23 protein-coding genes are annotated in these 25,676 nt (G+C 66.0%); 13 read left to right on the forward strand and 10 right to left on the reverse strand.

Features of this window, described 5'->3' with window-relative positions:
- Nucleotides 1-58 precede the first annotated feature (58 nt).
- On the forward strand, nt 59-1,684 hold the full coding sequence (gene serA, locus RDV64_RS10415) for a phosphoglycerate dehydrogenase (RefSeq protein ID WP_309199184.1): 1,626 nt from the start codon (nt 59-61) through the stop codon (nt 1,682-1,684).
- 92 nt (nt 1,685-1,776) lie between these two features.
- Here the strand turns inward: serA and RDV64_RS10420 are convergent, their stop codons facing one another.
- Nucleotides 1,777-3,348: a hypothetical protein gene (locus RDV64_RS10420; RefSeq protein ID WP_309199185.1), complete on the reverse strand. Its 1,572-nt coding sequence runs from the start codon at nt 3,346-3,348 to the stop codon at nt 1,777-1,779.
- A gap of 263 nt (nt 3,349-3,611) precedes the next feature.
- On the opposite strand from RDV64_RS10420, the gene otnK reads away from it, so the two are divergent.
- A complete protein-coding gene (gene otnK, locus RDV64_RS10425; protein WP_309199186.1) occupies nt 3,612-4,856 on the forward strand; it encodes a 3-oxo-tetronate kinase in 1,245 nt (414 codons plus the stop codon).
- Nucleotides 4,853-5,602: a TIM barrel protein gene (locus RDV64_RS10430; RefSeq protein WP_309199187.1), complete on the forward strand. Its 750-nt coding sequence runs from the start codon at nt 4,853-4,855 to the stop codon at nt 5,600-5,602. The genes otnK and RDV64_RS10430 overlap by 4 nt, the downstream gene beginning before the upstream one ends.
- Here RDV64_RS10430 and RDV64_RS10435 read toward each other — a convergent pair.
- The gene (locus tag RDV64_RS10435; protein ID WP_309199188.1) at nt 5,590-6,519 is read right to left on the reverse strand and encodes a DMT family transporter; all 930 of its coding nucleotides are present in this window, start codon (nt 6,517-6,519) and stop codon (nt 5,590-5,592) included. The genes RDV64_RS10430 and RDV64_RS10435 overlap by 13 nt on opposite strands.
- 128 nt (nt 6,520-6,647) lie before the next feature.
- On the opposite strand from RDV64_RS10435, the gene RDV64_RS10440 reads away from it, so the two are divergent.
- The 7 genes from RDV64_RS10440 to RDV64_RS10470 all read left to right on the forward strand — a co-directional run bounded on the left by RDV64_RS10440 (nt 6,648) and on the right by RDV64_RS10470 (nt 13,602).
- Nucleotides 6,648-7,937 (forward strand): adenylosuccinate synthase, encoded by a 1,290-nt coding sequence (locus RDV64_RS10440; protein ID WP_309199189.1) that lies wholly within the window; start codon nt 6,648-6,650, stop codon nt 7,935-7,937.
- A 36-nt stretch (nt 7,938-7,973) separates the two neighbouring features.
- Complete coding sequence (locus RDV64_RS10445) at nt 7,974-9,866, forward strand: hypothetical protein (protein ID WP_309199190.1); 1,893 nt, start codon at nt 7,974-7,976, stop codon at nt 9,864-9,866.
- Nucleotides 9,867-9,906: 40 nt separating this feature from the next.
- Nucleotides 9,907-10,653: an ABC transporter permease gene (locus tag RDV64_RS10450; protein ID WP_309199191.1), complete on the forward strand. Its 747-nt coding sequence runs from the start codon at nt 9,907-9,909 to the stop codon at nt 10,651-10,653.
- Between the two features lie 22 nt (nt 10,654-10,675).
- Nucleotides 10,676-11,617, forward strand: a complete 942-nt coding sequence (locus RDV64_RS10455; protein WP_309199192.1) for an ABC transporter substrate-binding protein — start codon at nt 10,676-10,678, stop codon at nt 11,615-11,617.
- A 133-nt stretch (nt 11,618-11,750) separates the two neighbouring features.
- Entirely contained in the window at nt 11,751-12,383 is a 633-nt protein-coding gene (locus RDV64_RS10460) for a peroxiredoxin (RefSeq protein ID WP_309199193.1), read from the forward strand.
- A 242-nt stretch (nt 12,384-12,625) separates the two neighbouring features.
- Nucleotides 12,626-13,012 (forward strand): hypothetical protein, encoded by a 387-nt coding sequence (locus tag RDV64_RS10465; protein ID WP_309199194.1) that lies wholly within the window; start codon nt 12,626-12,628, stop codon nt 13,010-13,012.
- 14 nt (nt 13,013-13,026) lie between these two features.
- The gene (locus RDV64_RS10470; protein ID WP_309199195.1) at nt 13,027-13,602 is read left to right on the forward strand and encodes an OmpA family protein; all 576 of its coding nucleotides are present in this window, start codon (nt 13,027-13,029) and stop codon (nt 13,600-13,602) included.
- A gap of 55 nt (nt 13,603-13,657) precedes the next feature.
- On the opposite strand, the gene RDV64_RS10475 is transcribed toward RDV64_RS10470, so the two are convergent.
- The 3 genes from RDV64_RS10475 to RDV64_RS10485 are packed head-to-tail and all read right to left on the reverse strand — an operon-like array spanning nt 13,658 to nt 17,126.
- Nucleotides 13,658-14,428: an SDR family oxidoreductase gene (locus tag RDV64_RS10475; protein ID WP_309199196.1), complete on the reverse strand. Its 771-nt coding sequence runs from the start codon at nt 14,426-14,428 to the stop codon at nt 13,658-13,660.
- A 45-nt stretch (nt 14,429-14,473) separates the two neighbouring features.
- Nucleotides 14,474-15,736, reverse strand: a complete 1,263-nt coding sequence (locus RDV64_RS10480; RefSeq protein WP_309199197.1) for an FAD-binding oxidoreductase — start codon at nt 15,734-15,736, stop codon at nt 14,474-14,476.
- 4 nt (nt 15,737-15,740) lie between these two features.
- A complete protein-coding gene (locus RDV64_RS10485) occupies nt 15,741-17,126 on the reverse strand; it encodes a glutamine synthetase family protein (protein WP_309199198.1) in 1,386 nt (461 codons plus the stop codon).
- A gap of 228 nt (nt 17,127-17,354) precedes the next feature.
- On the opposite strand from RDV64_RS10485, the gene RDV64_RS10490 reads away from it, so the two are divergent.
- Entirely contained in the window at nt 17,355-18,350 is a 996-nt protein-coding gene (locus tag RDV64_RS10490; protein ID WP_309199199.1) for a PRC-barrel domain-containing protein, read from the forward strand.
- Between the two features lie 94 nt (nt 18,351-18,444).
- Here RDV64_RS10490 and RDV64_RS10495 read toward each other — a convergent pair whose 3' ends face one another.
- The 3 genes from RDV64_RS10495 to RDV64_RS10505 all read right to left on the reverse strand — a co-directional run bounded on the left by RDV64_RS10495 (nt 18,445) and on the right by RDV64_RS10505 (nt 20,986).
- On the reverse strand, nt 18,445-19,365 hold the full coding sequence (locus RDV64_RS10495; RefSeq protein ID WP_309199200.1) for a mechanosensitive ion channel domain-containing protein: 921 nt from the start codon (nt 19,363-19,365) through the stop codon (nt 18,445-18,447).
- 86 nt (nt 19,366-19,451) lie between these two features.
- Nucleotides 19,452-20,729: an adenylate/guanylate cyclase domain-containing protein gene (locus tag RDV64_RS10500; protein ID WP_309199201.1), complete on the reverse strand. Its 1,278-nt coding sequence runs from the start codon at nt 20,727-20,729 to the stop codon at nt 19,452-19,454.
- 80 nt (nt 20,730-20,809) lie between these two features.
- The gene (locus tag RDV64_RS10505; RefSeq protein ID WP_309199202.1) at nt 20,810-20,986 is read right to left on the reverse strand and encodes a hypothetical protein; all 177 of its coding nucleotides are present in this window, start codon (nt 20,984-20,986) and stop codon (nt 20,810-20,812) included.
- Between the two features lie 106 nt (nt 20,987-21,092).
- Here RDV64_RS10505 and RDV64_RS10510 point away from each other — a divergent pair, with 106 nt between their 5' ends.
- Nucleotides 21,093-22,073, forward strand: coding sequence for a hypothetical protein (locus RDV64_RS10510; RefSeq protein ID WP_309199203.1), 981 nt, complete (start codon nt 21,093-21,095; stop codon nt 22,071-22,073).
- A gap of 49 nt (nt 22,074-22,122) precedes the next feature.
- Here RDV64_RS10510 and RDV64_RS10515 read toward each other — a convergent pair whose 3' ends face one another.
- Nucleotides 22,123-22,932, reverse strand: a complete 810-nt coding sequence (locus RDV64_RS10515; RefSeq protein ID WP_309199204.1) for an alpha/beta hydrolase fold domain-containing protein — start codon at nt 22,930-22,932, stop codon at nt 22,123-22,125.
- A 161-nt stretch (nt 22,933-23,093) separates the two neighbouring features.
- On the opposite strand from RDV64_RS10515, the gene RDV64_RS10520 reads away from it, so the two are divergent.
- Nucleotides 23,094-24,041, forward strand: coding sequence for a DMT family transporter (locus RDV64_RS10520; protein ID WP_309199205.1), 948 nt, complete (start codon nt 23,094-23,096; stop codon nt 24,039-24,041).
- 3 nt (nt 24,042-24,044) lie between these two features.
- Here RDV64_RS10520 and RDV64_RS10525 read toward each other — a convergent pair whose 3' ends face one another.
- Entirely contained in the window at nt 24,045-25,583 is a 1,539-nt protein-coding gene (locus RDV64_RS10525; protein WP_309199476.1) for a carboxyl transferase domain-containing protein, read from the reverse strand.
- Nucleotides 25,584-25,676: the final 93 nt, after the last annotated feature.

Consider the following 25,676-nt stretch of genomic DNA (forward strand, 5'->3'; position numbering starts at 1 on the left):
TTTTTCAACTCCTGTCGCCGCCGGGCTGGCCAGGCCGCCCGCGCGCTCGAGAACACACATGCAGCAAATGGCCCCCAAGACCGAGACCACCGCGAAAACCCGCCCCGTGGTCCTCATCTCCGACAAGCTCTCCACCGCCGCCGTCGCGATCTTTGAAGAGCGCGGCGTGGAAGTCCGCTACGAGCCGGACCTCGGCAAGGACAAGGACGCCCTCCTCGAAGCCGTGAAGGACATCGACGGCCTCGCGATCCGCTCCGCGACGAAAGTGACCGAGAAGGTTCTGGAAGCGGCGAAAAACCTGAAGGTGATCGGCCGCGCCGGCATCGGCGTCGACAACGTCGACATTCCGGCCGCCTCCCGCGCCGGCGTGATCGTCATGAACACGCCGTTCGGCAACTCCATCACCACCGCCGAGCACGCGGTTGCGATGATGTTCGCCGTCTCCCGCCAGATTGCGGCGGCGGATGCCTCCACCCAGGCCGGCAAGTGGGAGAAGAACCGCTTCATGGGCCGCGAGCTGACCGGCAAGACGCTGGGCATCATCGGCTGCGGCAACATCGGCTCCATCGTCGCCTCCCGCGCGCAGGGCCTGAAGATGCGGGTTATCGCGTTCGACCCGTTCCTGACCGCAGAGCGCGCGCAGGAAATCGGCGTCGAGAAGGTGGAGCTGGACGAACTCTTCCCCCGCGCCGACGTCATCACCCTTCACACCCCGCTGACCGAGAAGACCAAGAACGTCGTCTCCCGCGAAGCCATCGGCGCCATGAAGAAGGGCGCGATGCTGATCAACTGCGCCCGCGGCGGCCTGGTCGACGAGCAGGCGTTGCGCGAGGCGCTGGACTCGGGCCATCTCGGCGGCGCCGGCATCGACGTGTTTGCCGAGGAGCCGGCCAAGGAGAACGTCCTCTTCGGCGCGCCCAACCTCGTCTGCACGCCGCACCTTGGTGCTGCCACCACCGAAGCGCAGGAGAATGTCGCGCTTCAGGTGGCCGAGCAGATGGCCGATTATCTGGTGCGCGGCGCGGTCTCCAATGCGCTCAACATGCCCTCGATCACGGCTGAGGAAGCCCCGATCCTGACGCCTTACGTCACGCTGGCAGAGCAGCTCGGCTCGTTCGCCGGCCAGCTCACCGAGACCGGGATCACCGGCGTGCGGATCGAGTATGAAGGCGAAGTCGCCGAGCTGAACCTCAAGGCACTGACGGCAGCTGCGGTAACGGGCCTGATGCGCCCGCTGTTGCAGGACGTGAACATGGTGTCCGCGCCCACCATCGCGCGCGACCGCGGCATCCAGGTGGAAGAAGTGCGCCGTGGCCAGCAGGGCGCATACGAAAACTACATCCGCCTCACGGTCATGACCGAGCGGCAGGAGCGGTCCGTCGCCGGCACGGTGTTTGCCGATGGCAAGCCGCGCATCATCCAGGTGAAGGGCATCAACCTGGAATCCGATTTCGCGCCGCACATGCTGTACGTGACCAACCAGGACAAGCCGGGCTTCATCGGCGGCATCGGCACGCTCTTGGGCGAAGCCGGCGTCAACATCGCCAACTTCACCCTTGGCCGGCGCGAGCAGGGCGGCGAGGCGCTTTGCATCATCGAGATCGACAGCAAGGCAACGCCCGAGCTTCTGGCAAAGATCGAAAAGCTGCCGCAGGTCACGCAGGCCAAGTCGCTCGATTTCTGAGCGCCTCGCGGCGGGCGTGCCCCGCCGCCACTCCGGCGATGCCATAAAAAAAGCCGGCCCCGAGGCCGGCTTTTCCGTGTCTGGTGCGGTGATTATTCCGCGGTGAGGCTCACCCCGTTCAGCGGAAGGCAGGAGCCGCGATACTGGCTGAGCGAGAGCACACCGTCCGCGACGGCAGCGCTGCAGCTCATCGGGAACATCGACGCTGCCGGCCCAGTCACATCCGACAGGCGCAGCACATTGTCCGCCATCTCGAAGGTGCCCTCAATGTCCGGACCGTCTGCCACGTTCATGGTGAAGGTGCCGTCGCCGAAAATCATGGTGATCTTGTCGCTGGCATAGCTTCCGGCAAGGGCGGTGCCGGCGCCGGCCGCTGCGGGGGCGGCTGCGGTGTTGGCTTCAGGCACAGCCTGCGACTCGGCGGCAGCTTCCAGCGTGGCGACCTCGGCCTCCAGCGACTCGTTGTTGTTGGCAAGGTCGGCATTCTGGCCCTTGAGGGCGTCGATCTCGGCGACCAGGGTTTCGCGAGCAGTCGTCAGCGCCGCCACTTCGCTTTCGAGCTGCTGCTGCGTGGCGCGGGCTTCCTCGGCTTCGGCCGCCAGTGTGTCGCGGGCGTTGCCGAGCTCGGCAACTTCGGACTGGAGCGCGGCCTGGCGGGCCTGCGCTTCCTCGGCTGCGGCCGCCAGTGTGTCGCGGGCGTTGCCGAGCTCGGCAACTTCGGTCTGGAGCGCGGCCTGACGGGCCTGCGCCTCCTCGGCTGCGGCCGCCAGTGTGTCGCGGGCGCTGCCGAGCTCGGCAACTTCGGTCTGGAGCGCAGCCTGGCGGGCCTGCGCCTCCTTGGAAGCGGCGGCAAGCTCATCGCGGGTTGCGGTCAGCGCTTCAACCGATTGCTGCAGCTCGGCCTGGCGTTCGTTGGCAGCCGCCATTTCGGCCTGGGCGGCCTCCAGCGCGTTGCTTGCTGCACTGACTTCGGCGGCAAGGCGCTGGTTCTCGCCGGTCAGCCCCTCCACTTCGGTGGCGAGCTGGGTGCGCGTGGCCGTGATTTCTTCCAGGTCAGCGCGGATCGTTTCAAGCTGGCCGGTCAGCTCGTCCGCCTCGCCCTTGCGGCTGGACAGCGTCTCTTCCGCATCGGCGATGCTGGCGCTCAGCGTCTCGTTCTGGGTGTTGAGCGTTTCCACCGTGGCGCCAAGCTGCTCGCGGTTGGTGGTGAGGTTGGCAACCGTCTGCTCCAGAGAGCTGGCACGCTCGGCTGCTGCCTCGGCCGCGGCTTCCGCCGATTTCATGTCGTTCTGCAGGCTGCCGATCTGTGCCGTGATCGACTGGGCTTCGGCGTTCAGCGCATCCACCTGTTCGCGGGCGGTCTGTTCGCTGGTTGCTGCGTCTGCCGCAGCGCTTTCCAGCGAAGCAAGGCGTGCCTCTGCCTCAGCGACAGAGGTCTCGACGGCTTCAAGATTGCCGGCGGAGTCGCGCAATTGCGCCAGATTTTGGGTCAGCTCGTCGCGCTCGGCCGTGATTTCGGCTTCCGTCTGCGCAAAGCGCTGGCTGGTGTCTTCGAGTTCGGATCGCGTGCTGGAGGCACGGCTTGCAAATGTAATCGCCGCAGCGACCGCAATCAGCGCAATCACCGCAACCACGATGAAAAGAGGTTGGCGCACCGTATTCATGAAAGCTCCCGTTTTCGTTCCCAGCCCGACGAGCTTCAGACTTAACGGCACGAACCGGTGCTGTCAGCCGAAATTGAGACACCGGCATCACCGCAGGATAGAACCGGCCTGCCGCGCAATCTGCTGTGCGGGTGAAAAGCCGGGCCAAGAATGGCGCTTTCGCTGGCGCCGACCGCGTGTTTGATTGCGCCAAACTGTACGGGTGGGAATATGCGACGCGCGACAATGGGACTGACCGGAACGGACGCAATGGAGCGATGGACATGATCCTTGGCGCCATTGGTGATGATTTCACCGGTTCATCCGACCTTGGATTGATGCTCGCCGAAGGCGGCATGCGCACTGTCCAGTACGTGGGGGTGCCGGACGGGCCCGCCGACCCGGCCGTGGATGCCGGCATTGTGGCGCTCAAATCGCGGTCGATCCCTGTGGCCGATGCGGTCCGCCAGTCGCTGGAGGCGCTGGCGTGGCTGAAGGCCGCGGGCTGCCGGCAGTTCCTGTTCAAGATCTGCTCCACGTTCGATTCCACGCCCGAAGGCAATATCGGCCCGGTGGCCGAGGCGCTGATTGCAGCGTTGGGCACCACCGACCCCGTGGTGGTGTGCCCGGTGTTTCCGGCGACAGGGCGCACGCTTTATCTCGGTCATCTGTTCGTGGGCGACGCGCTCCTGTCCCAATCGGGGCTGGAGCATCATCCGATCAACCCGATGACGGACCCCGATATCCGCCGCTGGCTGGATCGCCAGACTGAAGGCGACGTGGGCCACGTTTCGTTGCCGCAGGTGCGCGGCGGGGCCGCAACCTGCCGGGCAGCCCTGGTGGCGGCGCGCGATGCCGGCCGCCAGCTCGCCATCGTCGATGCGATTGACGACAGCGACCTCACCGTGATTGCCGATGCGGCGGAAGACTTCCCGTTCATCGTTGGCGGGTCGGGTGTGGCGCTGGGCCTGCCGGACGTTTACCGCCGCGCCGGCCTGATCGGCCGCAGCGATGGCAACTGGCAAGGCGCGTCCGGCAAGGCGGTGGCGCTGTCCGGCTCGTGCTCCAGGGCGACACGGGCGCAGATTGCCGAGCACGCCAAGGTCGGCCCGCAAAAGAAGATCGACACCGACGCCGTGATGTCCGGCGAACTGACCGCCGCCGCGCTGGCGGACTGGGCAATGGCGGCGGACGGGCTGCCGCTCGTCTACTCGTCCGACGATCCGGCGACCGTGAAGGCCGCGCAGGAAAAACACGGCGCCGAGACGCTCGCCAATGCGCTGGAAACCCTCTTCGGCGACGTGGCGGTTGCGCTGGCCGGGGCCGGTGCGGAGCGGCTGATTGTGGCCGGCGGTGAAACCTCCGGCGCGGTGGTCACGGCTCTGGATCTCGGTGCGCTGGAGATCGGCCCGAAGATCGACCCCGGCGTGCCCGCCGTGCGCGCCGGCGCCCTCACGCTGGCGCTGAAATCAGGCAATTTCGGCGCGCCGGACTTTTTCGAGAAAGCTGCAAAGGTGATGGGCTCATGAGTGTCGCGTTTTCTGCCAACCTCGGCTTCCTGTGGAAGGACCGCCCGTTTCTGGAGCGGATCGCCGCAGCGAAGGCTGCCAGTTTCCCCGTGGTCGAGTTCCATGACGATGCGCAGGACATCGGCGCCGAGGCGGTCAAGGCAGCGCTGGGCGGCACGCCCGTTGCCGGCCTCAATGTGCGCCACTACGACACCAACGGCATTGCCGGGCTGTCGGGCCGCGAGGCGGATGCCGCGCGCGACATTGGTGAGGCGGCGGCCCTTGCCCGCGCCGTGGGGGCCAAAGCCGTTCATGTGCTGGCCGGGCGCACGACCGAGGCAGGCGCAGCGGCGCGCTATGCAGCACGGCTTGGCGAGGCGGCAGACCTTTCGCCGGAGCTTGTTTTCCTGATCGAGCCTTTGTGCCCGCAGGCGGTGCCCGGCTACCTGGTGCCCACGCTGGACGCTGCGCTTGCCATAATCGAGACGATCGGCCGCCCCAACGTGAAGGTGATGTACGACTGTTTCCACATGCAGTGCACCGGTGGGGATCTCCTCGCGCGCTACGTCGCCCACAAGGATGCCATCGGCCATATCCAGATTGCCGGCGGCGGCACCAGAGCCGAGCCCGACCGCGGCGAGATCAACTATCAGTGGCTGATCCCGGCATTGCAGGATGCGGGCTATACCGGCCCGTTCGGGGCCGAATACAAACCCGCCGGGCCGACCGACGAGACCCTTGGCTGGCGGGACGCCTACAGCGCCTGACGCGGCGCCCGGTAGAGCTGGGTGACGGCAATGCCGGCAAGGATCAGCGGCCAGCCGACAAGGTGATAGACCGCAAGGTGCTCGCCCAGAAAGGCGATGGCGGCCACTGAGGTGAACACCGGCACAAGATGAAAGAACGGTGCCGCGCGGTTGGAGCCCACAAGCTCCACCCCGCGGTTGAAGCAGGTGAACGCGAGGATCGCCGGCACGATGGCGATGAACACGACAATGGCGATGGTGAGGGCGTCCAGCGTGACCACCGCCCCGCGTGAGGCTTCAAACAGGGTAAATGGAACGAGGAAAAGCTGGCCGGCGAACACCGTCAGCGCCAGAAAGGAGATAGGGTGGAGCTTGGGCCGTTTGCGCAGCATCACCGTATATATGGCGTAGGCAACCTGTGCGCCGATCACCCAGAGGTCCCCAGGGTTGAAGGCGAGGCCGAGGAGGGCCGAGACACTCCCCTTGGTCAGGATGACGCCGGCACCGGCGCATGAGACCAGGATGCCGATGAACTGCATCAGCGTCAGCCGGTCGCGGTAGAGGAGAAAACCGGTTGCCGCAATCATCATCGGGAAGATCGACGCGAGCATCGTCGCATTGATCGCGGTGGTTGATTGAAGTGCGATGTAGACGAGTGTGTTGTAAAGGCTGATACCGAAAAAGCCGAGCACGGCAAGGATCATGGGGTTGCGGCGGATCACCGGCCAGTCCCGCCGGATCGGCCCGACCGCAAATGGAATGAGGATAATCATCGCGAGCGACCAGCGCATCTGGGCCAGCGCAATGGGGGGCACATGGCCCGCGGCCAGCCTGCCGGCAATCATGTTGGCGGCCCAGAACAGCATCGTGAGCGACAGCAGAACATAGGGTCGGTCGTAAAGGCCGAACCCCGCGCGTTGCGGGGATGTGGGAGCCATTGGTTTCCTCATTCGGGCAGCGCATGACGGCTTCACCCTTGATACATCGGTGAATAGAGGCGAGAAGCGCCGGTTGTCGGTGGCTGCCATGCGCCGGCTGAACCGGCAAGACAAGGATGATGGGCTAAATGAGCAGCGTTGTGGTGGTCGGCTCGCAGTGGGGCGACGAGGGCAAAGGCAAGATCGTCGACTGGCTGTCGGAGCGTGCCGATGTCGTTGTGCGTTTCCAGGGCGGGCACAATGCCGGCCATACGCTCGTCATCGACGGGGTGAAATACAAGCTGAGCCTCCTGCCATCGGGCGTGGTGCGACCGGGCAAGCTGTCGATCATCGGCAACGGCGTGGTGCTCGACCCGCAGGCGCTCCTCTCGGAGATCGAGACGGTGCGCGGCCAGGGCGTGGCCGTCAGCCCGGAGACGCTGAAGCTGTCGGAAACGGCGCCGCTGATTCTGTCGGTTCACCGCGAGCTGGACCAGCTGCGTGAAAAAGCCTCGGGTGCGGGCGCTATCGGCACCACTGGCCGCGGCATCGGCCCGGCCTACGAAGACAAGGTCGGCCGCCGCGCCGTACGCGTTGCGGACCTTGAAGACCTTTCGGTGCTCGGGCCGCGGATCGACCGGCTTCTGGCGCACCACAACGCGCTGCGCATCGGGCTGGGCGCCGAGCCCATGGCGCGCGAGGCGATCTTTGCCGAGCTGGAAGCCGCGCGGCCCGTTCTGGCCTATGCCGATCCGACATGGCGCACGCTCAACCGGATGCTGTCTTCGGGAAAGAACGTGCTGTTCGAGGCCGCACAGGGCACGATGCTCGACGTCGACCATGGCACTTACCCATTTGTAACGTCGTCCAACACGGTTGGCGGGCAAGCTGCCGCAGGTTCGGGCGTCGGACCGTCTTTCCTCGGCCGCACTCTCGGGATAACAAAAGCTTACACAACTCGGGTCGGCAACGGCCCGTTCCCGACCGAGCAGGCCAATGACATCGGCGAAACGCTGGGTGCCCGCGGGGCCGAGTTCGGCACCGTGACGGGGCGCAAGCGCCGCTGCGGGTGGTTTGACGCGGTGATGGTACGCCAGGCGGTGGAAACCGGTGGGATCAACGGGCTCGCGCTGACCAAGCTTGATGTGCTGGACGGTTTCGAGACTCTGAAGATCTGCGTCGGCTACCGGCTGGACGGAGAAGCGATCGACCGGTTGCCGCCCGATGCCGCAAGGCAATCGCGGGTCGAACCGGTTTATGAAACGTTCGATGGTTGGAAGACGTCCACCAAGGGCGCAAGAAGTTGGGGCGAGTTGCCTGCGGAGGCCGTTAAGTATGTGCGACATGTGGAAGAATTGGTCGGGGCGCCGGTCTCCATGCTGTCGACGAGTCCGGAACGAATCGATACCATACTTGTTGACGACCCGTTTCGCATCTAAATCGATGCCCGGTGGCAAAAAGGGCGCGTGGTCGAAATGACCGATTTTTACTCCGTATTGCAGCGGGCCGTATCGTCGCTGCCCGAAAGCAGCGGACCGAATCGTCGTGCCGTCTATGACAAGGCGCGCAAGGCTCTCCTGAAGCAGCTTCAGAGCTTCGATCCGCCGCTGCCGTCGTCGGACGTGACGTCGCAGCGTCTGGCGCTCGAAGATGCGATCCGCAAGATCGAGAACGAGATTGCGCGCCAGATCCGCACGCAGCGGGCGCTTCAGTCGTCCGTGCCGGGCGGTGTGCCCCGCTCGCGCGCCATTGCGCCGGCCGCGCCCGGAGCACCGGACGTCGCATCACGCGCGGCCGAGGAAGAGCGCCTCGCCCAGCGCGCGGCGGAGGCCGAGCGCGCCCGCCGCCACAATGCCGAGCTGTTGCAGGCCGCCGTCAGCGAGGCCACCGCTGCGCCGGAGCCCGACGTTCTGGGACCGCCGTCCGTTCCGGCGACGCAGGACGATGCAATGCCGGACCTTGCCGAGGCGGTCGGCGACGAGGTGATGTTCGAGTCCGAATCCGACTATGACCGGGAGCGGGTGGAAGAGCCGCACGACGACGCCGACGATGGCATCGTCGACGGCGAATATGACGAGGTGGACCCCAACGACGACGAGATCGATGACGAGGACACCATCGTCGCGGTCGATCCGAAGGAAGACAAGCGCCAGCGCCGCGAAGAGATGCGGGCGCAGCGCGAGGAAGAGCGTCGCCAGAAGGCCGAGCGCCGCTCCGCCCGCAAGAACGAGAAGAAGCGCGCCCGTGCGCCGGTGGCCGCACCGCGCGCCGATCGCAAGCCGCGCAAGAAGGCCCGGCATGGCGGCCTCAGCCGGGCGGTGCTGCCGATCCTCCTGCTCGTGCTTCTGGCCGGGGCTGCCTTTGCCGCCTACACCCAGCGCGAGACACTCCTCTCCGTGCTGGACGAGTTGCAGGAAGACCCGGCGGCGAGCCCGGAAATCTCCGTGACCGGCCGCACCGTAAACAAGAATTCCGATCGCCTGCCGTCCACGCTGGATGGTGAGGACACCCGCGCGGTGACCACCACCACCTGGCCGCCGACCCCGCCTGCGACCGACGGTACGGCCGACACGCCGGTGCCGGACGCCGGGCGCACCGTCGGCGCCGACGTCACACCGTTTGCGCCGGATGGCGCGGCGACCGACGCCGAGGATCAGGTCTCATCCATCGACGCGTCCGGCAGCAGCGCCGCGCCGGAGCCTGCCGCCGAACCGGAGACCGACACCGCAGCCGAGGACGCGCCCGAGGCCGAGACCGAGGTTGCCGTCGTAGCGCCGCCACCGTCGCCGGTCAGCACCGGCCCGGTCAGCGATTTCACGCCCACCGGCAGCCAGACCGCGGTCCTCTACGAGGAAGCCGCCCAGGCTGGCGAACGGGGGCAGGCTGTTGCCGGCGCCGTCGAGTGGTCGATGGTGCGCCAGTCGATCGGCGGGGGTGAGCCCGAGCCGGTGGTCCGCGCCGTGTCGACCATTCCCGATCGCGACATCACCACCACCGTCACCATCCGCGAGAATCAGGACGGTGCGCTGCCGGCGAGCCACCTCATCGAGATCGCATTCGATCTTCCCGAAGGCTTTGAGGGCGGTGAAGTCAACAACGTGCCCGGCCTCATCATGAAGGAAAGCGAGCAGTCGCGCGGGGAAGCGCTCCGCGGCGCTGCGGCGCGGGTGTCGTCCGGCCTGTTCTGGATCGCCCTGTCGGAAAACGAGACTGACCGCGAGAACAACCTGCGCCTCCTGCGTGAACGGGACTGGATCGACATTCCGATCCTGTTCGATTCCGATCGCCGCGCCATCCTGACTCTGCGCAAGGGCAGCGACGGCCTCCAATCCATCGACGCCGCAATTCAGGCGTGGGACCAGAACTAGAGCTGGCGTTCCGCTCCATGCATCGCGCCGCCAGCCCGGCATGATCGGCGCAACCGGGCGGGCGCTTGCCGTGGCGGCCGGACTGATCGGCCTGTGGTGGGTGCTGGTGGCTGTCCTGTCACCGCCGGCCTACGTGTTTCCGGGGCCGCTCGCCGTGGCGGGTGCCTTCGTCGAACGCTGGCCGATGCTCCTGCGCAATGCCGGGATCACGGCGACGGAAATCGTCCTCGGCCTTGTCGCAGGCCTTGCCGCCGGCACCCTGACGGCCCTTGCCATCGCCGCCACGCCGGCCATTCGCCGGGCGGTTCTGCCCGTGGTGGTGGTCACGCAGACCTTGCCTGTCTTCGCCATTGCGCCGCTGCTGGTGGTGTGGCTCGGCTATGGCCTGCCGTCGAAGATTGTGATGGCAGCGCTCATCATCTACTTCCCCGTTGCCACCGCCTACGCCGAAGCCATGGCGCGGGTGCCTGCCGAGCTGGTGGATCTAGCGCGGCTGAACGGGGCATCGCGCCTCCAGGTGCTGTGGCTGATCCGTGCCCCCGGCGGTCTGCCGGGGCTGGCCGCAGGCGTGAAGGTGGCCGCGACGGTGGCACCCATTGGCGCAGTGGTGGGGGAGTGGGTTGGCGCTTCGGCGGGCCTCGGCTATGTCATGCTCCACGCGAACGCTCGGCTTCAGACCGATGTTCTGTTCGCCGCGCTGATGCTCCTGTCAGCGCTTGCGCTCATCCTGCGCGTCGTGGTCGACAGGCTTATCGACGCGCTGGTGCCCTGGCAGCACTCGTCCTGAGCCTGCCGCTGAAAGGTTCGCCATGCTCCGCTCGCTTCTTGCCATCCTCGTTGCCGCGCCGCTTCTGGCGCCCGCCGCGGCGTCGGCACAGGACAAGCTCACCGTGTTGCTCGACTGGTTCGTCAACCCGGACCATGCCCCCCTGTACATCGCGCAGGCGCGCGGACAGTTCGCAAAAGCGGATCTGGACGTGACCTTCGTGGCCCCGGCCGATCCGTCCGCCCCGCCGCGGCTGGTGGCCGCCGGGCAGGGAGACATCGCCATCACCTACCAGCCGAGCCTCTATCAGCAGGCGGACGAAGGCCTGCCCGTCTCGCGCATCGGCACGCTGGTGGCCTCGCCGCTCAATTCGCTGGTGGTGCTGGAAGACGGGCCGGTGCAGTCCCTGGCGGACCTCAAGGGGGCCACCATCGGCTATTCGGTCGGCGGGTTCGAAGATGCGCTGCTCGGCCGGATGCTGGAATCGGTCGACCTGTCGCTGGATGACGTGACGCTGGTCAACGTCAATTTTGCGCTGTCGCCGGCGCTCCTGTCCGGTCAGGTGGATGCCGTCATCGGCGCGTTCCGCAATTTCGAGCTGACGCAGCTGAAGCTGGAAGGCCGCACGGGCCGCGCCTTCCTGCCGGAAGAAAACGGCGTGCCGACATATGAAGAACTGATCTTCATCGCCGCCAACGACCGGCTGGACGATGACAGTCTCTCCCGCTTTCTCGACGTCGTGGGGGAGGCTGCGCGCTGGCAGGCGGTCCACCCGGACGAGGCGGAGGCGATGTTCTTCAAGGCCCAGCCGGACATTGACGATGCGCTCAACCGGCAGGCGTTCAAGGATACGCTGCCGAAATTTGCAGCCGAGCCCAAGCCCCTCGACCGCGCGAAGTACGAAACCTTCGCAACCTTCATGACAGACGCCGGGCTTGTCACCGACCTGCCGCCGCTGGACACCTACGCCACGGCGCTGGACTGATCGAGGCTGGCGGCCGGCATGGCAAAATTGCGTGCCGGTGCACCTAATGCCCCTTGAATGAAGCTGCGCGCGAAGCAATGTGAATGGAAAGGCACGGCCGGACAGAGGCCGCCATTCTGACAGGAGGACCACCATGACGCTGCACATCGGCGATACCGCACCGGACTTCGAAGCCGTCACCACCGAAGGCACGATCCGTTTCCACGACTATATCGACGGCAAGTGGGCGGTCCTGTTCTCGCACCCGAAGAACTTCACCCCCGTTTGCACCACCGAGCTCGGCTACACCGCCAAGCTGAAGGACAAGTTCGATGCGCGCGGCGTGGTCGTCATGGGCCTTTCGGTCGATGACATCGGCGACCATGACCAGTGGGCCAAGGACATTGAAGAGACCCAGGGCACAGCGCTCAACTTCCCGCTCATTGCCGACAAGGACCGCAAGGTTGCGACCCTTTACGACATGATTCACCCCAACGCGTCCGACACGATGACGGTGCGCACGGTGTTCGTGATCGGCCCGGACAAGAAGGTGAAGATGAGCCTCAACTACCCGGCCTCCACCGGGCGCAATTTCGACGAGATCCTGCGCGTGATCGATTCGTTGCAGCTCACCTCCGAGCACAAGGTCGCAACGCCGGTGAACTGGCAAGATGGCGACGACGTGATCATTGTCCCCGCCGTCAGCGACGAAGACGCCCGCAAGACCTATCCGGACGGCTGGAAGGCCCCGCGCCCCTACCTGCGCATCGTTCCGCAGCCGAAATGACCCGCAGGGGCCGCGCGGATTTGCGTTAGATCCGGCGCGGCCCCTGTTTCCGGCGAAGGCCGCCGTCTGCGCATCGTCCGGTTCCGTTTCTGGCGCATTTACGAAATTGTGTTATCACCCCGCCATTCACATCGGTCAGTCGGTTCAACCGCACACTGGTGGGATGCAATTTATTGTCTGCAAGCGGGGGCTCCCAAGGAATGAAGACAAAAATTATTAATGCGATTGCCGCGATATGCGTCATGTCGTTCGCGATGGCGTCGGCTGCACAGGCGCAGACCATGGGTTATGCTGACGCTGTCAGGACTCTGGCCGCAGCCTGCACCTCCGATATCGACAAATATTGCAACGATGCAACGCTCGCCAACAATGGCATCACCAACTGCCTCACACAGCAGTCCGCCAAGGTCAGCCCGTCCTGCACCAATACCGTCGCAACCGTGGTCGCGGCCGTCAGCGCGCGCCGTGAGGCGCAGCTTGCAGCGCCCCGCCTTTGCGACAGCGACGCGCGCCAGCTCTGCGGCAACATCAAAGGCGGCAACCGGTTCGTTCTCCAGTGCCTTCTGAAGGCCGAACGCCGTGTCAGCAAATCCTGCAACAGCGCGATTACCGCAGCCGGCTGGCGTTGAGAGAGATGATGAGCATGAAAAAGATTCTTGGCGCGCCCCTTCTTGCGGCCGCACTTGTCGTCACCGGGTTTTCCGCAGCCGACGCGCAGAACCAGCTCGACCGCAACCAGATCGTCTCCAGCCTTGCCGGGACCGCGCGCACCGTGGGCCGTTTCGACCCCATCGCGCTGGAGAAGGCGGCGGCCCGCGCCGCGGCCAGCGGCGGCGAGGATGCCACCAGCCAGCTGACCAATACGCTCGCCAGCCTTCCGCAGCTCAGCGTGCAGATCAACTTCGACCTGAACTCGGGCGTGATCGAGCCGGACAGCTACTACGCCGTCGGCCTGATTGCCGATGCCATGCACACGCCGTCCCTCAGCGGGCAGCGTTTCGCCGTCATCGGTCATACCGATGCGTCCGGTCCGCGTGAATTCAACTTCAAGCTCAGCCAGAAGCGTGCGCGCGCCGTGGCCGAAGCGCTGATCACCACGTTCAACGTGCCGGTGGAAGAGCTGATTGCCATCGGTCTGGGCGAAGAGCAGCTGCAGGACCCGGCCAACCCGCGCAGCGCAGTGAACCGCCGGGTGCAGATCATCAATATCGGCCAGTAAGGCCGCGCGACGAGATGGCCCGGCGCCGGGCCATCTCACATCCTCGGTGCGGGGGCTATTTCCCGCTCTGCAGCCGTTTGACGACCGGCAGGAGCAGCCGGTGCGGGATCAGCCGCGAGAAGAACGCCGTCGTCTTGTTCTGCACGCCCGGAATGATCACCCGCTTGCCGCGCTTGAAAGCGGCCCAGCCGGTGCGCGCCACCTGATCGGCCGGCATGGCCTTGGTCAATTTGCGCAAGGCCACATTGTCCATCCCTGCCGTTTCGAAGAACTCGGTCTCCGTCGGCCCCGGACACAGCGCGGTGACGGTGACGCCCTTGCCGGCGCACTCCTCCGTCAACGCTTCTGAAAATGACAGCACGAACGCTTTAGAGGCGTAATAGATCGATGCGTTCGGCCCCGGCTGGAAGGCTGCCGTCGACGCCACGTTGAGGATGCCACCGCGCCCGCGTGCCAGCATCCCCGGCAGGACATGCCGGGTCAGTGAAACCAGCGCGCGAATGTTGAGGTCGATCACGGTGAGCGAACGGTCGACGTCGCCCTCGGCGAACGGGCCGGATTGGCCAAGGCCTGCATTGTTCACCAGAACCGCCGGTTCGCCGATCTCCGCAAGACGTGCCTTGAGCCGGTCCATGTCGGCAGGATCGGTGAGGTCGGCGCCGATGATCTCGCACGGCGCGGCAAGCCTGGCCGCCAGCGCCTCGAGGCGGTCGACCCGCCGTGCGACAAGCACCAGGCGGTAGCCGTCCGCGGCAATTTCGTGGGCGAGGGCTTCGCCAATACCCGACGAAGCGCCGGTGAGGATCGCGATGGGTTCTTCTGACATGACGCTGAAGGTAGCGGCTGTGCGCCCGGCGGCAAGCGGGTGCGGTCAGCCGAGCCGGTCGCGGATGGAGAACCAGGCCATGGCAAGCTGGGCCAGCGGCGTCTGGAACAGGCGGCCGCCGGGGAAGGGGGGCGCTGCGATGCGGGAGAACACGTCGAGCCGGCTGGCTTCCCCGGCCACCGCATCGGCAATCACCTTGCCGGCGAAGGTGGCAAGGCCAAGGCCTTGGCCGGAGAAGCCGGCGCCGGCATAAAGGCCGGGCGACAGGCGGCGGATGATGGGCATCCGGTCCCGCGTGATCCCGAGCGTCCCCTGCCAGGCGGCCACAATCGGCATGTCCTTCAACTGCGGATAGACCTCGGCAAGGTAGGGCCGGACGAAGGCGGCAATATCCGACGGGCCGCGCCCGAAGCTCTCGCCGCCGCCGAAGACCATGCGGCCCTCGCTGTCCTGCCGGAAATAGCGGATCACGGCGCGGCTGTCGGCCACGGCCTCTCCGGCGGGAATGACGGGCTCGGTCAGCCGCTCTGTGGCGATGATGTAGTTCCTGAGCGGCATCACCCGTGCGTCCAGGTAGGGGGAGAGCCCGCGCATGTAGCCGTTGCCGGCAAGAATGACCGTCTGCGCCAGGATCTCGTGCGTGCGGCCGGCCCGGGTCACGCGCACGGACCAGCCGTGCGGCGTCTGGCGGACGGACATTGCGCGGGTCCCGCCGTGAAGGTGGGCACCCTCCACATGGGCCGCGTCGGCAAGGGCGCGCACGAGGGCAAGCGGGTTCATGTGGCCGCCGTGCGGATCGCGCACGCCGCCCACGTAGCGGCGCGTTCCGATGGCGCTGGCAAGGGCCGTGTGGTCCAGCACTTCGTGCCCGGTGCGGTAGCGCGCGTTCATGTCGTCGGCGAGGGCGGTGGCTTCCGCAAAGGCGGCGTCCGTGTGGCAGGCCTCGATGAGGCCCGGCCTCCAGGCGCAGTCGGCTTTCAGTTCGGTTCGGAGCGCATGAACCAGCGCAAGGGCCTCCTCGCCAAGCCGCCACAGGGCATCGGCCAGCCTGGCACCGCCATGCGCCTCGAGCCACCGCTGGTCGCGCCGCTGGCCGGGGTGAAGCTGCCCGCCATTGCGGCCCGATGCACCGTCGCCGATGCCGCCGGCCTCCACCAGCGTGGTGCGCAGGCCATGGCGCGTGAGGTGCAGCGCGGCGGACAGCCCCGTCAGGCCGCCGCCGACAATGATGGCGTCGGTGCGGTCCGGCAGGGCGGCTTCGGACGGGAGAGGCGGCGCGACGTCGAGCGCATAGGCGGTGTCGGACATGGGATCAGACGTTGAGGAGAAGGTATTCCCGCTCCCAGGGGCTGATCACGCGCATGAAGGTCTCGAACTCCGCCTGCTTGATGGCCCGGTAGGTATAGATGAACGACTTGCCGAAAATATCGCCCAGCGGCTCGTTCTGCTCGAACAGGGCGACCGCTTCGAGAAGGCTGCGGGGGAGGCCGTAGGGGAGTTCACGCGCCGACCCTTCGATCGGATCGTCGGGATGGATGCCTTCCTCCAGGCCCAGAAGGCCGCAGGCCAGCGATGCTGCCATCGCCAGATAGGGGTTGGCGTCGGACGACGGGATGCGGTTTTCGAGCCGCCGCGCTTCCGGCGGCGAGTGGGGGACGCGCAGGCCCACCGTGCGGTTGTCGTAGCCCCAGTGCACGTTGATGGGAGAGGCGGTGTAGCGTTCAAGCCGGCGGTACGAATTCACGTAAGGGGCAAGAATGCACATCACGCTGGGCAGATAGCGCTGATGGCCGGCAATGAAGGAGAAGAACTCCTTGGTGGGGTTGCCTTCCGCATCGGAAAAGATCGGCCGCCCCGTCTCCACGTCCAGAAGGGAGGAGTGGATGTGCATGGCCGAGCCGGGCTCGTTGCTCATCGGCTTCGCCATGAAGGTTGCGTACATGTTGTGGCGCAGTGCCGCTTCGCGGATGGTCCGCTTGAACATGAACACCTGGTCGGCAAGGTCCACAGCGTCGCCGTGGAGAAGGTTGATCTCCATCTGCGCGGCGCCCTCTTCGTGGATGAGGGTGTCGATCTCCAGCCCTTGCGCCTCGGCATATTCGTAGATGTCGTCGAACAGGTCGTCGAACTCGTTGACGGCGGCGATGGAAAAGCTCTGCCGGCCGATCTCGGGCCGGCCCGAACGGCCGATGGGCGGTTCCAGCGGATAGTCCGGGTCGTGGTTCGGCTTGACGAGATAGAACTCGATCTCGGGGGCGACCACCGGGCGCATCCCCTTGCGCTCATAAAGATCGATCACCCGCTTTAGAACCTGGCGCGGCGCGTGGTCGACGGGCCGGCCATCCTTGTAGCGCGCGTCGTGGATCAGCTGCGCTGCGGGGTCGGAGGCCCAGGGGACCACGGCGAGGGTCGCATAGTCCGGCGTGAAGGTGAGGTCACCGTCGGTGGGATCGTAGGTGAAATTATCGTCTTCTTCCGGGTACTCGCCCGAGATGGTCTGCGCGAAGATCGACGTTGGCATCGTGATCGACGGCGAGCGGGTGAATTTTTCGGTGGGCATCAGCTTGCCGCGCGCGACGCCGGCCTGATCGGGAACGATGCACTCGACATCCTGGATGCCGCGGCTCTTCAGCCACACGATCGCTTCTTCATGGTTGGCAACGCCCCGGCGGCGCGAGCCGTCATTGGGCGCGGTCACGGGAATTGGCTTGGCCTTGTGGTCCACGCATCACTCTTTTTCGGCAAAAACGACCGTTCGCAGCCGCGGCCCCAGAATGCTCTCTGTGGGGTGGGTGTCAACCGAAGCCGGCCGCTGGTTTCCATGCGTAAAAATACGTCTAAGCGAAGGAACATTTCGCCGTGGCGGTCCGTTCCGTCGGTGTGAAGGGGCAACCGCCCCTGATAGTATGAGGATAAAGACATTTCTATGTCGAAAAAGACCAGCCTGCTGCTCGCTACCGTATCCGCCATCGTCATCGCCGGTAGCCCGGTCCTTGCGCAGAATGATGCGAACGTGACGATTGTGAAGCCGCAGACCGATACGCCGGTCGAGAATGCGGCAGAAGCCACGGGCAATGCTGTCGAGAACGCAGCCGAAGCCACGGGCAACGCTGCGCAAAACGCGGTGGACGCCACGGCCAATGCAGCCGGGAACGCCGCAGACGCAACGGCCGATGCTGCTGACGATGCAGCCGACGCCACGCAGAACGCTGCTGAAAATGCAGTGGATGCAACGCAGAACGCGGCCGGCAACGCCGCGGATGCCACTGAAAATGCAGTGGACGCAACGGCGAACGCTGCAGACAACGCAGCGGACGCGACGGCGAACGCCGCTGGCAACGCAGTCGACGCGACGGCGAACGCTGCCGATGACGCAGCCGATGCCACCGAGAACGCTGCTGAAAACGCTGCGGACGCCACCGAAAGCACCGCCGAAAAGGCGATGGACGCTGTGGGCGACGCTGCAAACGCCACGGTCGACGCTGCCAAAAGCGCTGCGGCCACCGTGTCGAACGCTGCCAAGGACCTCGTTGACGGTAACGACGATGCGGACGTGACGGTCACCACCGTTGATGCAGCGCCGGCCAAAGGCACCCCCATCGACGGTCAGATCTTCGAGCAGAGCGCCAACACGTTCCTCGCGTCCACTTTGATGGATGCCACGGTCGTGAACCCGGCCGGTGACGAGATCGGCGATGTGAACGACATGGTCGTGAACTCAGACGGCACCGTCAGCGGCGTTCTGATCGGCGTCGGCGGTTTCCTCGGCATCGGTGAAAAGAATGTGGCCATTGCGCTCGACCAGCTGAAGATCAGCGAAATCGACGACGAGCTGACCTTCATGCTGAATGCGACCGAAGCGGAGCTGAAGGCAGCGCCCGAGTTCGTGAGCGAAGCTGACATGCGCGCCGCTGCCAACTAAGGCACGGCTGGCGCGGCCGCTTCGGCGGCGACCAGAAAGAAAAGGCCCGTCGCAGCAATGCGGCGGGCCTTTTTCGTTGTCGTGGAGCTGCCGCTCAGCTGGCGGACTTGGCGGCCTTTGCCGGTCTTGCAGCTTTGGTCGGGCTTGCAGTCTTTGCCGTGTTTGCGGATTTGGCGGATCCGCCGGGGCGCTCCTTGACCGGCACGATCTGGCGGTGCGGGTAGGGGATCGACAGACCGCCACCCTCGATCCGCTCCTTGACCTCTTTCATCAGCTCGCGGCGCATGGGCCAGTAATCGGACGCGGCAACCCAGACCCGCAGGTTCAGATCGATCGACGATTCGCCGATCTCGTCCACGTAGGCGTTGGGCGCGGGGTCGGACAGGACCTTGGTTTCCTCATCGGCGATTTCGCGCAGGATCTGCAGCGCGTCCTCGATGGAATCCTCGTAGTCGATGCCGACACCGACATCGAGCATCCGCGTCGGGTAGATCGAGTAGTTGGTGATCGCGCTGCCCCAGACCTCCGAATTGGGCATCATGATCTGAATATTGTCGTAGGTGGCAAGCTCGGTCATGAACAGCGTGATGGACTTCACCGTCCCCGCCTTGCCGCTCACGTCGATATAGTCGCCGATGCGGATGGGGCGGAGGACGATGATCATCACACCCGCAGCCAGCGACGTGAGCGACCCCTGCAGCGCAAGGCCGACGGCCAGCGAGGCCGCGCCAAGGACCGCGATGAGGCTGGTGGTTTCGACCCCGACAAGGCTGAGCACCGCAATCAGCAGCACAGCCAGCATGCCGTAGTAGAGCAGGCTGGCGAGGAAGGATTCCACCAACGGGTCGATATAGTCGCTTCGCTCGGTGTAGCGCAGGAACCAGTTGCGCAGGATCTTGATCAGCCACCAGCCCACGACGAGCAGGACGAGGGCGAGCGCAATATTGACACCCTGGATGGTGAGCCAGGCCAGGACGCCGCTGACCCAGCCGTCGGAAAAATTGTTGGGATCCATGAACAAACCTCGGTTTCAAACTGTCGAATAGCCTGCGTATCGGGTGGGTGCAAAGCATGCCGCGGGGCCGGCCCTTGCGGGCAGTCCTATAGCAGTTTGTCTGTTGCAAGACCGCCGGTCCCGGACAGATCCGCTGCGCGCGTCTCCAGCCAGAACGTGTCCACCGCGCCTAGCCCTTTGACCGCCACGCTGCCGCGCGGCAGCGTTTCAAAGCCTTTGGAAAGCAGCGCGCGGGTTGCGGCGGAGATCTGGATCTTGTCCGGCGCGCCGTGGCTTTCCATGCGCGAGGCCGTGTTCACCGCGTCGCCCCACAGATCATACGCGAAGCGCGTGCCGCCGATCACCCCGGCCACCACCGGCCCTGTGTGGATGCCGACCCGCGCGTTGAGCGGTCCGCCGTCCAGCCCCGGCGTGGCGCGCACCAGATCGCGAAAGGCGATGGCGAAACCCGCGACGCGGTCTGCGCCCACCTCCGGCGGCACCTGCACGCCGGAAACTGCCATGTAGGCGTCGCCGATGGTCTTGATCTTCTCCACCTTGTGCGTCTCGGCCAGCGCGTCGACAGCCTTGAACAGCCCGTCCAGCCAGGCCACCAGCCGCTCGGGGGACGCCGTGCGCGCGGCACTGGTGAAGCCGACCAGGTCGGCAAAGAAGATGGTGACGGCTTCGTGACGGTCTGCGACCAGCGCCTTGGGATCGCCCTTCAGGGTGCGCGCGATGGGCCGGGGCAGGATCGCAAGAAGCAGGCGATCGGCCCGTTCCACCTCTGCGCCCAGCGCGGCCTCGGCCCGGTATGTCTTGAGGAGCGCGTAAGTGAAAAGCCACACGTTGATGACCATCACGTTGATCACCACGAGTGAAGCCAGCTGCCGGGTGTAGGCCGGGGCGGCCACGGCGACAGGCCCGTGCAGCGGCGCGAGGGCGAGCGCACCGATCACGCTGGCGAACGCGGCGGCGACAACGGCCACGTAGAGCCGCCAGTTCTGCGGGCCGAAAAACAGGAACGCGCCCGCGGTGCAGGCAAAATAGACCTGTGCGCCGCCATCGAGCCCCGTCAGCCAGATGACACGCTGGGTGCCAAGAATGATGGCGCTGCACAGCCAGATGGCCGCGGCATTGGCCGACACGCGGTGGAACAGCGGCGTGATGAGGTGGACGACCGCGAAGATGGCATTGTGGACCGCAAGCGGGTGCATCGCCTCACCCGCCAGCCATTGCTCGACGGCGTGCTGCGTGGAGGCGATGGCGCCGAGAACGGCGCCGGTGTTGACGAACCTCTGGCGCCGTCGGACCGCCTCGTCGGTCGCCACGATGCCGACCGAAACCACCCACCCCACCGCCTGCGCAAGCGGGCGCCAAAGCACCAGAATACCGACTGGCCATGCGCCCTGTCTGCGGTCTGGTGGCGGCGGGTGCGGGTTGTCCATTGGCCGGGATAGCGCTGCTAAGTGTCGCGCCGGTCAGCGTTGCCGGGCTTTTCAGCGGCTGGGGACGCTTTGTCGCCGCTCTCGTCAGCGTTGCCGGAACCGGCATCGCGGCTGGCGGACTGTGCCTTTCTGCGGCGCAGATTCTGCCGGAGCGCTGCGGCCAGACGCTCCTCCCTGGCCTTTGAAGTGTCCATTCCGGGCCTCCCAGAGCGCTGTATCCGTTGCATCGGTCGCAGGTCTTCTTACATCAGCCATGCCGAGCCGTCAGATCTGTGTTGAGAAATAAGGATACCACTTTCCATGAAATGCATGTTCGCCGCCGCTGCAGTGCTTGCCGCAGGCATGACCGCCGCGCAGGCCACCGAAATTGTCATCTACACCGGGGGCGCGCCGACCGGCGAAGGCTCCACCTACCACAACGGCATGGGTAAGGCCGTTGAGGAGCAGCTGCGCGAGTTTGCCCGCCCGCTCGGGCTGGACGTGCGCCGCATCCCGTCCGGCGGCGCCGTTGCCAACGCCAATGCGTGCGCCAAGGAAACCGAGAACATCTGCTTCGGCATCGGCCAGGGCGGCATCTCCTATGACGCCGTGGACAGCGGACAGACCAGCATCGTGCGCAACGACCTTCCGGGCGAGTGCGCCATGGCCTTCACCGCCGAGCCGCGGCTGAAGAACTGGAAGTCGGTGGTGGAGAATGCCAACCGCGTCACCTTCGTGGTGCCGGAAGGTTCGGGGTCCGAGGCGTTCATCCGCAAGGTGTTTGAAAACGAGCCGGACCTGCAGGGCACCCAGCCCAACTTCAAGTACGCCAAGGGGCAGGATGCGATCCTGACCGCAGTCAAGGCGTCGCGCGGCGCCATCGGCGTGTTCTACGCCTACCCCAACCCCACCGACGGGATGGTCAACGCCGCTTACGATGCGGACATGAACGTGATGGGCATCCTGTCGCCTGCCGTTGCGCGCGCCTCCAACGACTTCTACCTTAACCGCAAGGCACCCTACGACCTGTCATGGTTCGGCCTTGGCGAAACGCGGACCGAGCGCGCGATGTGCTCCAAGGCGCTCCTGTTTGCCGGTGATCCCGCCACCCTTGGCGATGATTGGTCGCGCCAGGACTACCAGGAGCTGATCGCCAAGATGAAGGCGCTTCCGGCCGAGGCGTTCGTGCCGCAGGACGGCCCGCTGGCCAAGCTGATGAAGGAAGTCGAGGGCCTGTCCGAGGAATATGGCGTGAACGAGATGGTCACCGACCTCGACCGCCAGGTCTCCGAGAAGTTCTGACCTTCCTGCCAACCCGCTGAAAGGGCGCCTTCGGGCGCCCTTTTTTCGTTCAGCCGGCCGCGTCCCGCGCAAATGCGCCGAGGCGGGCAAGCTGGGCGGCGGCGCCGGGCACGGCGTCCGGCCACAAAGCCGCAAGGTGGAAGAGGCCCGGTGTCATGTGGAGCGCGGTCGGAACTCCGGCCAGAACCGCGGCCTCGGCCAGCAACAGGCTGTCACCGAGCAGTACCTCTTCGGTGCCAACCTCAATGTGCAGTGCCGCAATCCCACTGAGGTCCGAACGCCACGGCGACACGTCGGGGTCATCGCCGGGGCGGTCGCCGAACGCCTCGCGCGCCAGAGCGGCATCGCCCGCGTCGTCGTTCATCAGGTCGCGGGCCGAAAGTGGCTTGCGGGTGCGGCTGGCGCCCGTGCGGTCGGTGTTGGGGGACAGCACCGCAACCCCGCGGACGGTCCGCCGACGGGCCGCGCAAAGAGCGAGCTGGCCGCCTGCGCTGTCTCCGCCGATCATCACCGGGCCGGGCACCGCATCGATTGCGGCCAGCGCATCGTCAAGCATCGCGGGCCAGGGGTGCTCCGGTGCCAGACGATAGCGCGGCAGGACCACGCGCACCCCGGCCGCAGCGATGGCGCGCGCTAGCGCAACATGCGTCTCGGGTGCGCCGAACACGAAGCCGCCGCCGTGGAACCACAGCAAGGTCGGCCCGCTGCCCACGGCCAGCCCTCCGGCAGGGCCGATGGCGACGTCTTCGGCCGCAGGCTGGGGGCCGACCAGCGCGGCGAAAGCGGCGCGCATTTCCGCCGGACGGCCTTGCGGTTTGTGGGCCTTTATCGAGGCCACCACATCGTCGATGCTATTCATCGAGGCTCCGTTGCTCTTGCCTCATGGAGGAACAGCGTGGGTTTGTGGCAGTTCCGTGCGTCAAAGCGCTGCGGTCAGCGAATGACTGGATCGCATTTTTGCATAGGTGAGTCTCACGGTGCGGGCTTGCCGAAGCGGCAACCTGCGGCAATGTTGTGCAAATGGCCCGCCCGTTGTTTCCCAAGGATAACGATGCCGTTGTCGGCATCACCTACAAGATCGTCTCCGCGATGTTTTTCACCGCGATGCTGACGATCGTCAAAATTCTGGGCGAAGGGGGCATGCCGGTTGGCGAGATGCTGTTCTCGCGCAACCTGTTCGGGGTGATCCCCGTCGCCATCATGATTGCCTACAACGGCCATCTGCGCGAGGCGATGACGACCAAAAAGCCGTTTTCCCACGTCCGGCGCGCAATCTCCGGCATGCTTGCCATGGGGTTGTGGTTCGCCGCGCTCGACCGGCTCTCATTTCCGGAGGCGACGGCCATCGTCTACGCGGCACCGCTGATGATGGTGGTGCTGGCCGCGACCTTTCTGGGCGAGACAGTGCGGATCTATCGCTGGTCGGCGGTGGGGATCGGCTTTCTCGGGGTGTTCGTCATCCTGATACCGCAGTTCCAGTCCGGGTTTGACGTGATGGCGGATGCCAAGGCGATGGGCGCGTTGCTGGCGCTGTCGTCCGCCGTTTTCATGGCGTTCTCGACCGTGTTCGTGCGCGATCTCGCCCGGACCGAGAGCACCAGCACAATCGTCGTCTACTTTCTGATTGCGGGAACCGCGATCACCCTTGTCACCGCGCCGACCTGGATCATGCCGACGTGGCCGGAAGCGATCGGGCTGGTGATGATCGGCGTTCTGGGCGGCATCGGCCAGCTTCTGGTCACGCAGGCATTCCACCACGCGGAAGCCTCGCTGATTGCCCCTTTCGAGTACACCTCGATGCTGTGGGTGGTGGCCGTCGGCTACTTCGTATTCGCCGAGGTGCCGACGTGGAGCGTGCTGATTGGCGCGACCATCGTCATCTCGTCGGGCATTTTCGTGATCCTGCGCGAGCGGCGGCTCGGCGTGGAGCGGGCCGAGCGCAAGCTGGGCGCCCCGCTCCGCTCCTGACCGCTACATCCGGAAGACGCCGAAGCGGGTGTCCGCAATGGGGGCGCCCAGCGTGGCGGCCAGCGCCAGCGACAGGACGCGGCGCGTGTCGGCCGGCTGGATGATGCCGTCGTCCCACAGCCGCGCGGTTGCGTAGAGCGGGTGGCCCTCGCGCTCGTAGGTGTCGCGGATCGGCGCCTTGAAGGCCTCCTCGTCCGCTTCCGACCAGCGGCGCCCCTCCGCCTCGATGTTGTCCCGCTTGACGGTGGCGAGCACGGACGCCGCCTGCTCCCCGCCCATCACCGAGATCCGCGCCGTGGGCCACGTGAACAAAAAGCGCGGCCCGTAGGCGCGCCCGCACATGCCGTAGTTGCCCGCCCCGTAGGAGCCGCCGACAATCAGCGTGATCTTGGGCACCGCCGCGCACGCCACCGCCGTCACCAGTTTGGCGCCAGCCCGTGCGATGCCGCCCGCCTCATAGTCGCGACCGACCATGAAGCCGGTGATGTTCTGCAGGAACAGGAGCGGGATCTTGCGCTGGCAGCACAGCTCCACAAAGTGTGCGCCCTTGTTGGCGCTCTCGGCAAACAGGATGCCGTTGTTGGCGACAATGCCCACCGGCATCCCGGAAATTTTCGCAAACCCCGTCACCAGCGTGGTGCCGTAGAGCGCCTTGAACTCGTCGAACACCGAGCCGTCTACCAGCCGCGCGATCACTTCGCGAATGTCGACCTGCTGGCGCAGGTCCGTGGGCATTACGCCCTCGATGCCGGTGAGGGCGGGCTCCACGGGCGCCGTCAGCGCGAGGGAGGGCGGTGCCGGGGGCGCAAGGTTGGCGATGGCGCGGCGGGCCATGGCGAGCGCCTGCCGGTCGTCCAGCGCATAGTGGTCGGCAACGCCGGAGAGGCGGGCGTGCACGTCGGCGCCCCCAAGGTCCTCGGCGGAGACCACCTCGCCGGTGGCCGCCTTCACCAGCGGCGGACCGCCCAGAAAGATGGTGCCTTGTTTGCGCACGATGATGGATTCGTCCGCCATCGCAGGCACATAGGCGCCGCCTGCGGTGCAGGAGCCCATCACCAGGGCAATCTGCGCGATCCCCTCGGCGGACATCTGCGCCTGATTGTAGAAGATGCGGCCGAAATGGTCGCGGTCGGGAAACACCTCGGTCTGGTTGGGGAGGTTCGCCCCGCCCGAATCGACGAGGTAGACGCATGGCAAACGGTTTTCGCGGGCGACTTCCTGTGCGCGCAGATGCTTTTTCACCGTCATCGGGTAGTAGGTGCCGCCCTTGATGGTGGCGTCGTTGCAGACCACCATCACAGGCCGCCCCATCACCGCGCCAATACCGGTGATGACGCCAGCGCCGTGGATCGCGTCGTCATACAGGCCGTTGGCGGCCAGTGGCGACAGCTCCAGGAAGGGGGCGCCGGGGTCGAGCAGCGCATTGATGCGGGCGCGGGGGAGGAGTTTGCCGCGCTTCTCGTGGCGCTCGCGCGCACGGGGCGGGCCACCGGCGGCGGCGGTGTCCAGCCGGTGGTCGAGATCGTCGCACAGGGTCCGCATGGCAGCCGCGTTGGCTTCCCATGTTTCGGCATCGAGTTGGGACTGCAAAACTGTCACGGCCGCTCCACGGTATCTGCTAGAGCCACCTTGTAA

The organism is Acuticoccus sp. MNP-M23 (assembly GCF_031195445.1).
Classification (GTDB): Bacteria; Pseudomonadota; Alphaproteobacteria; order Rhizobiales; family Amorphaceae; genus Acuticoccus.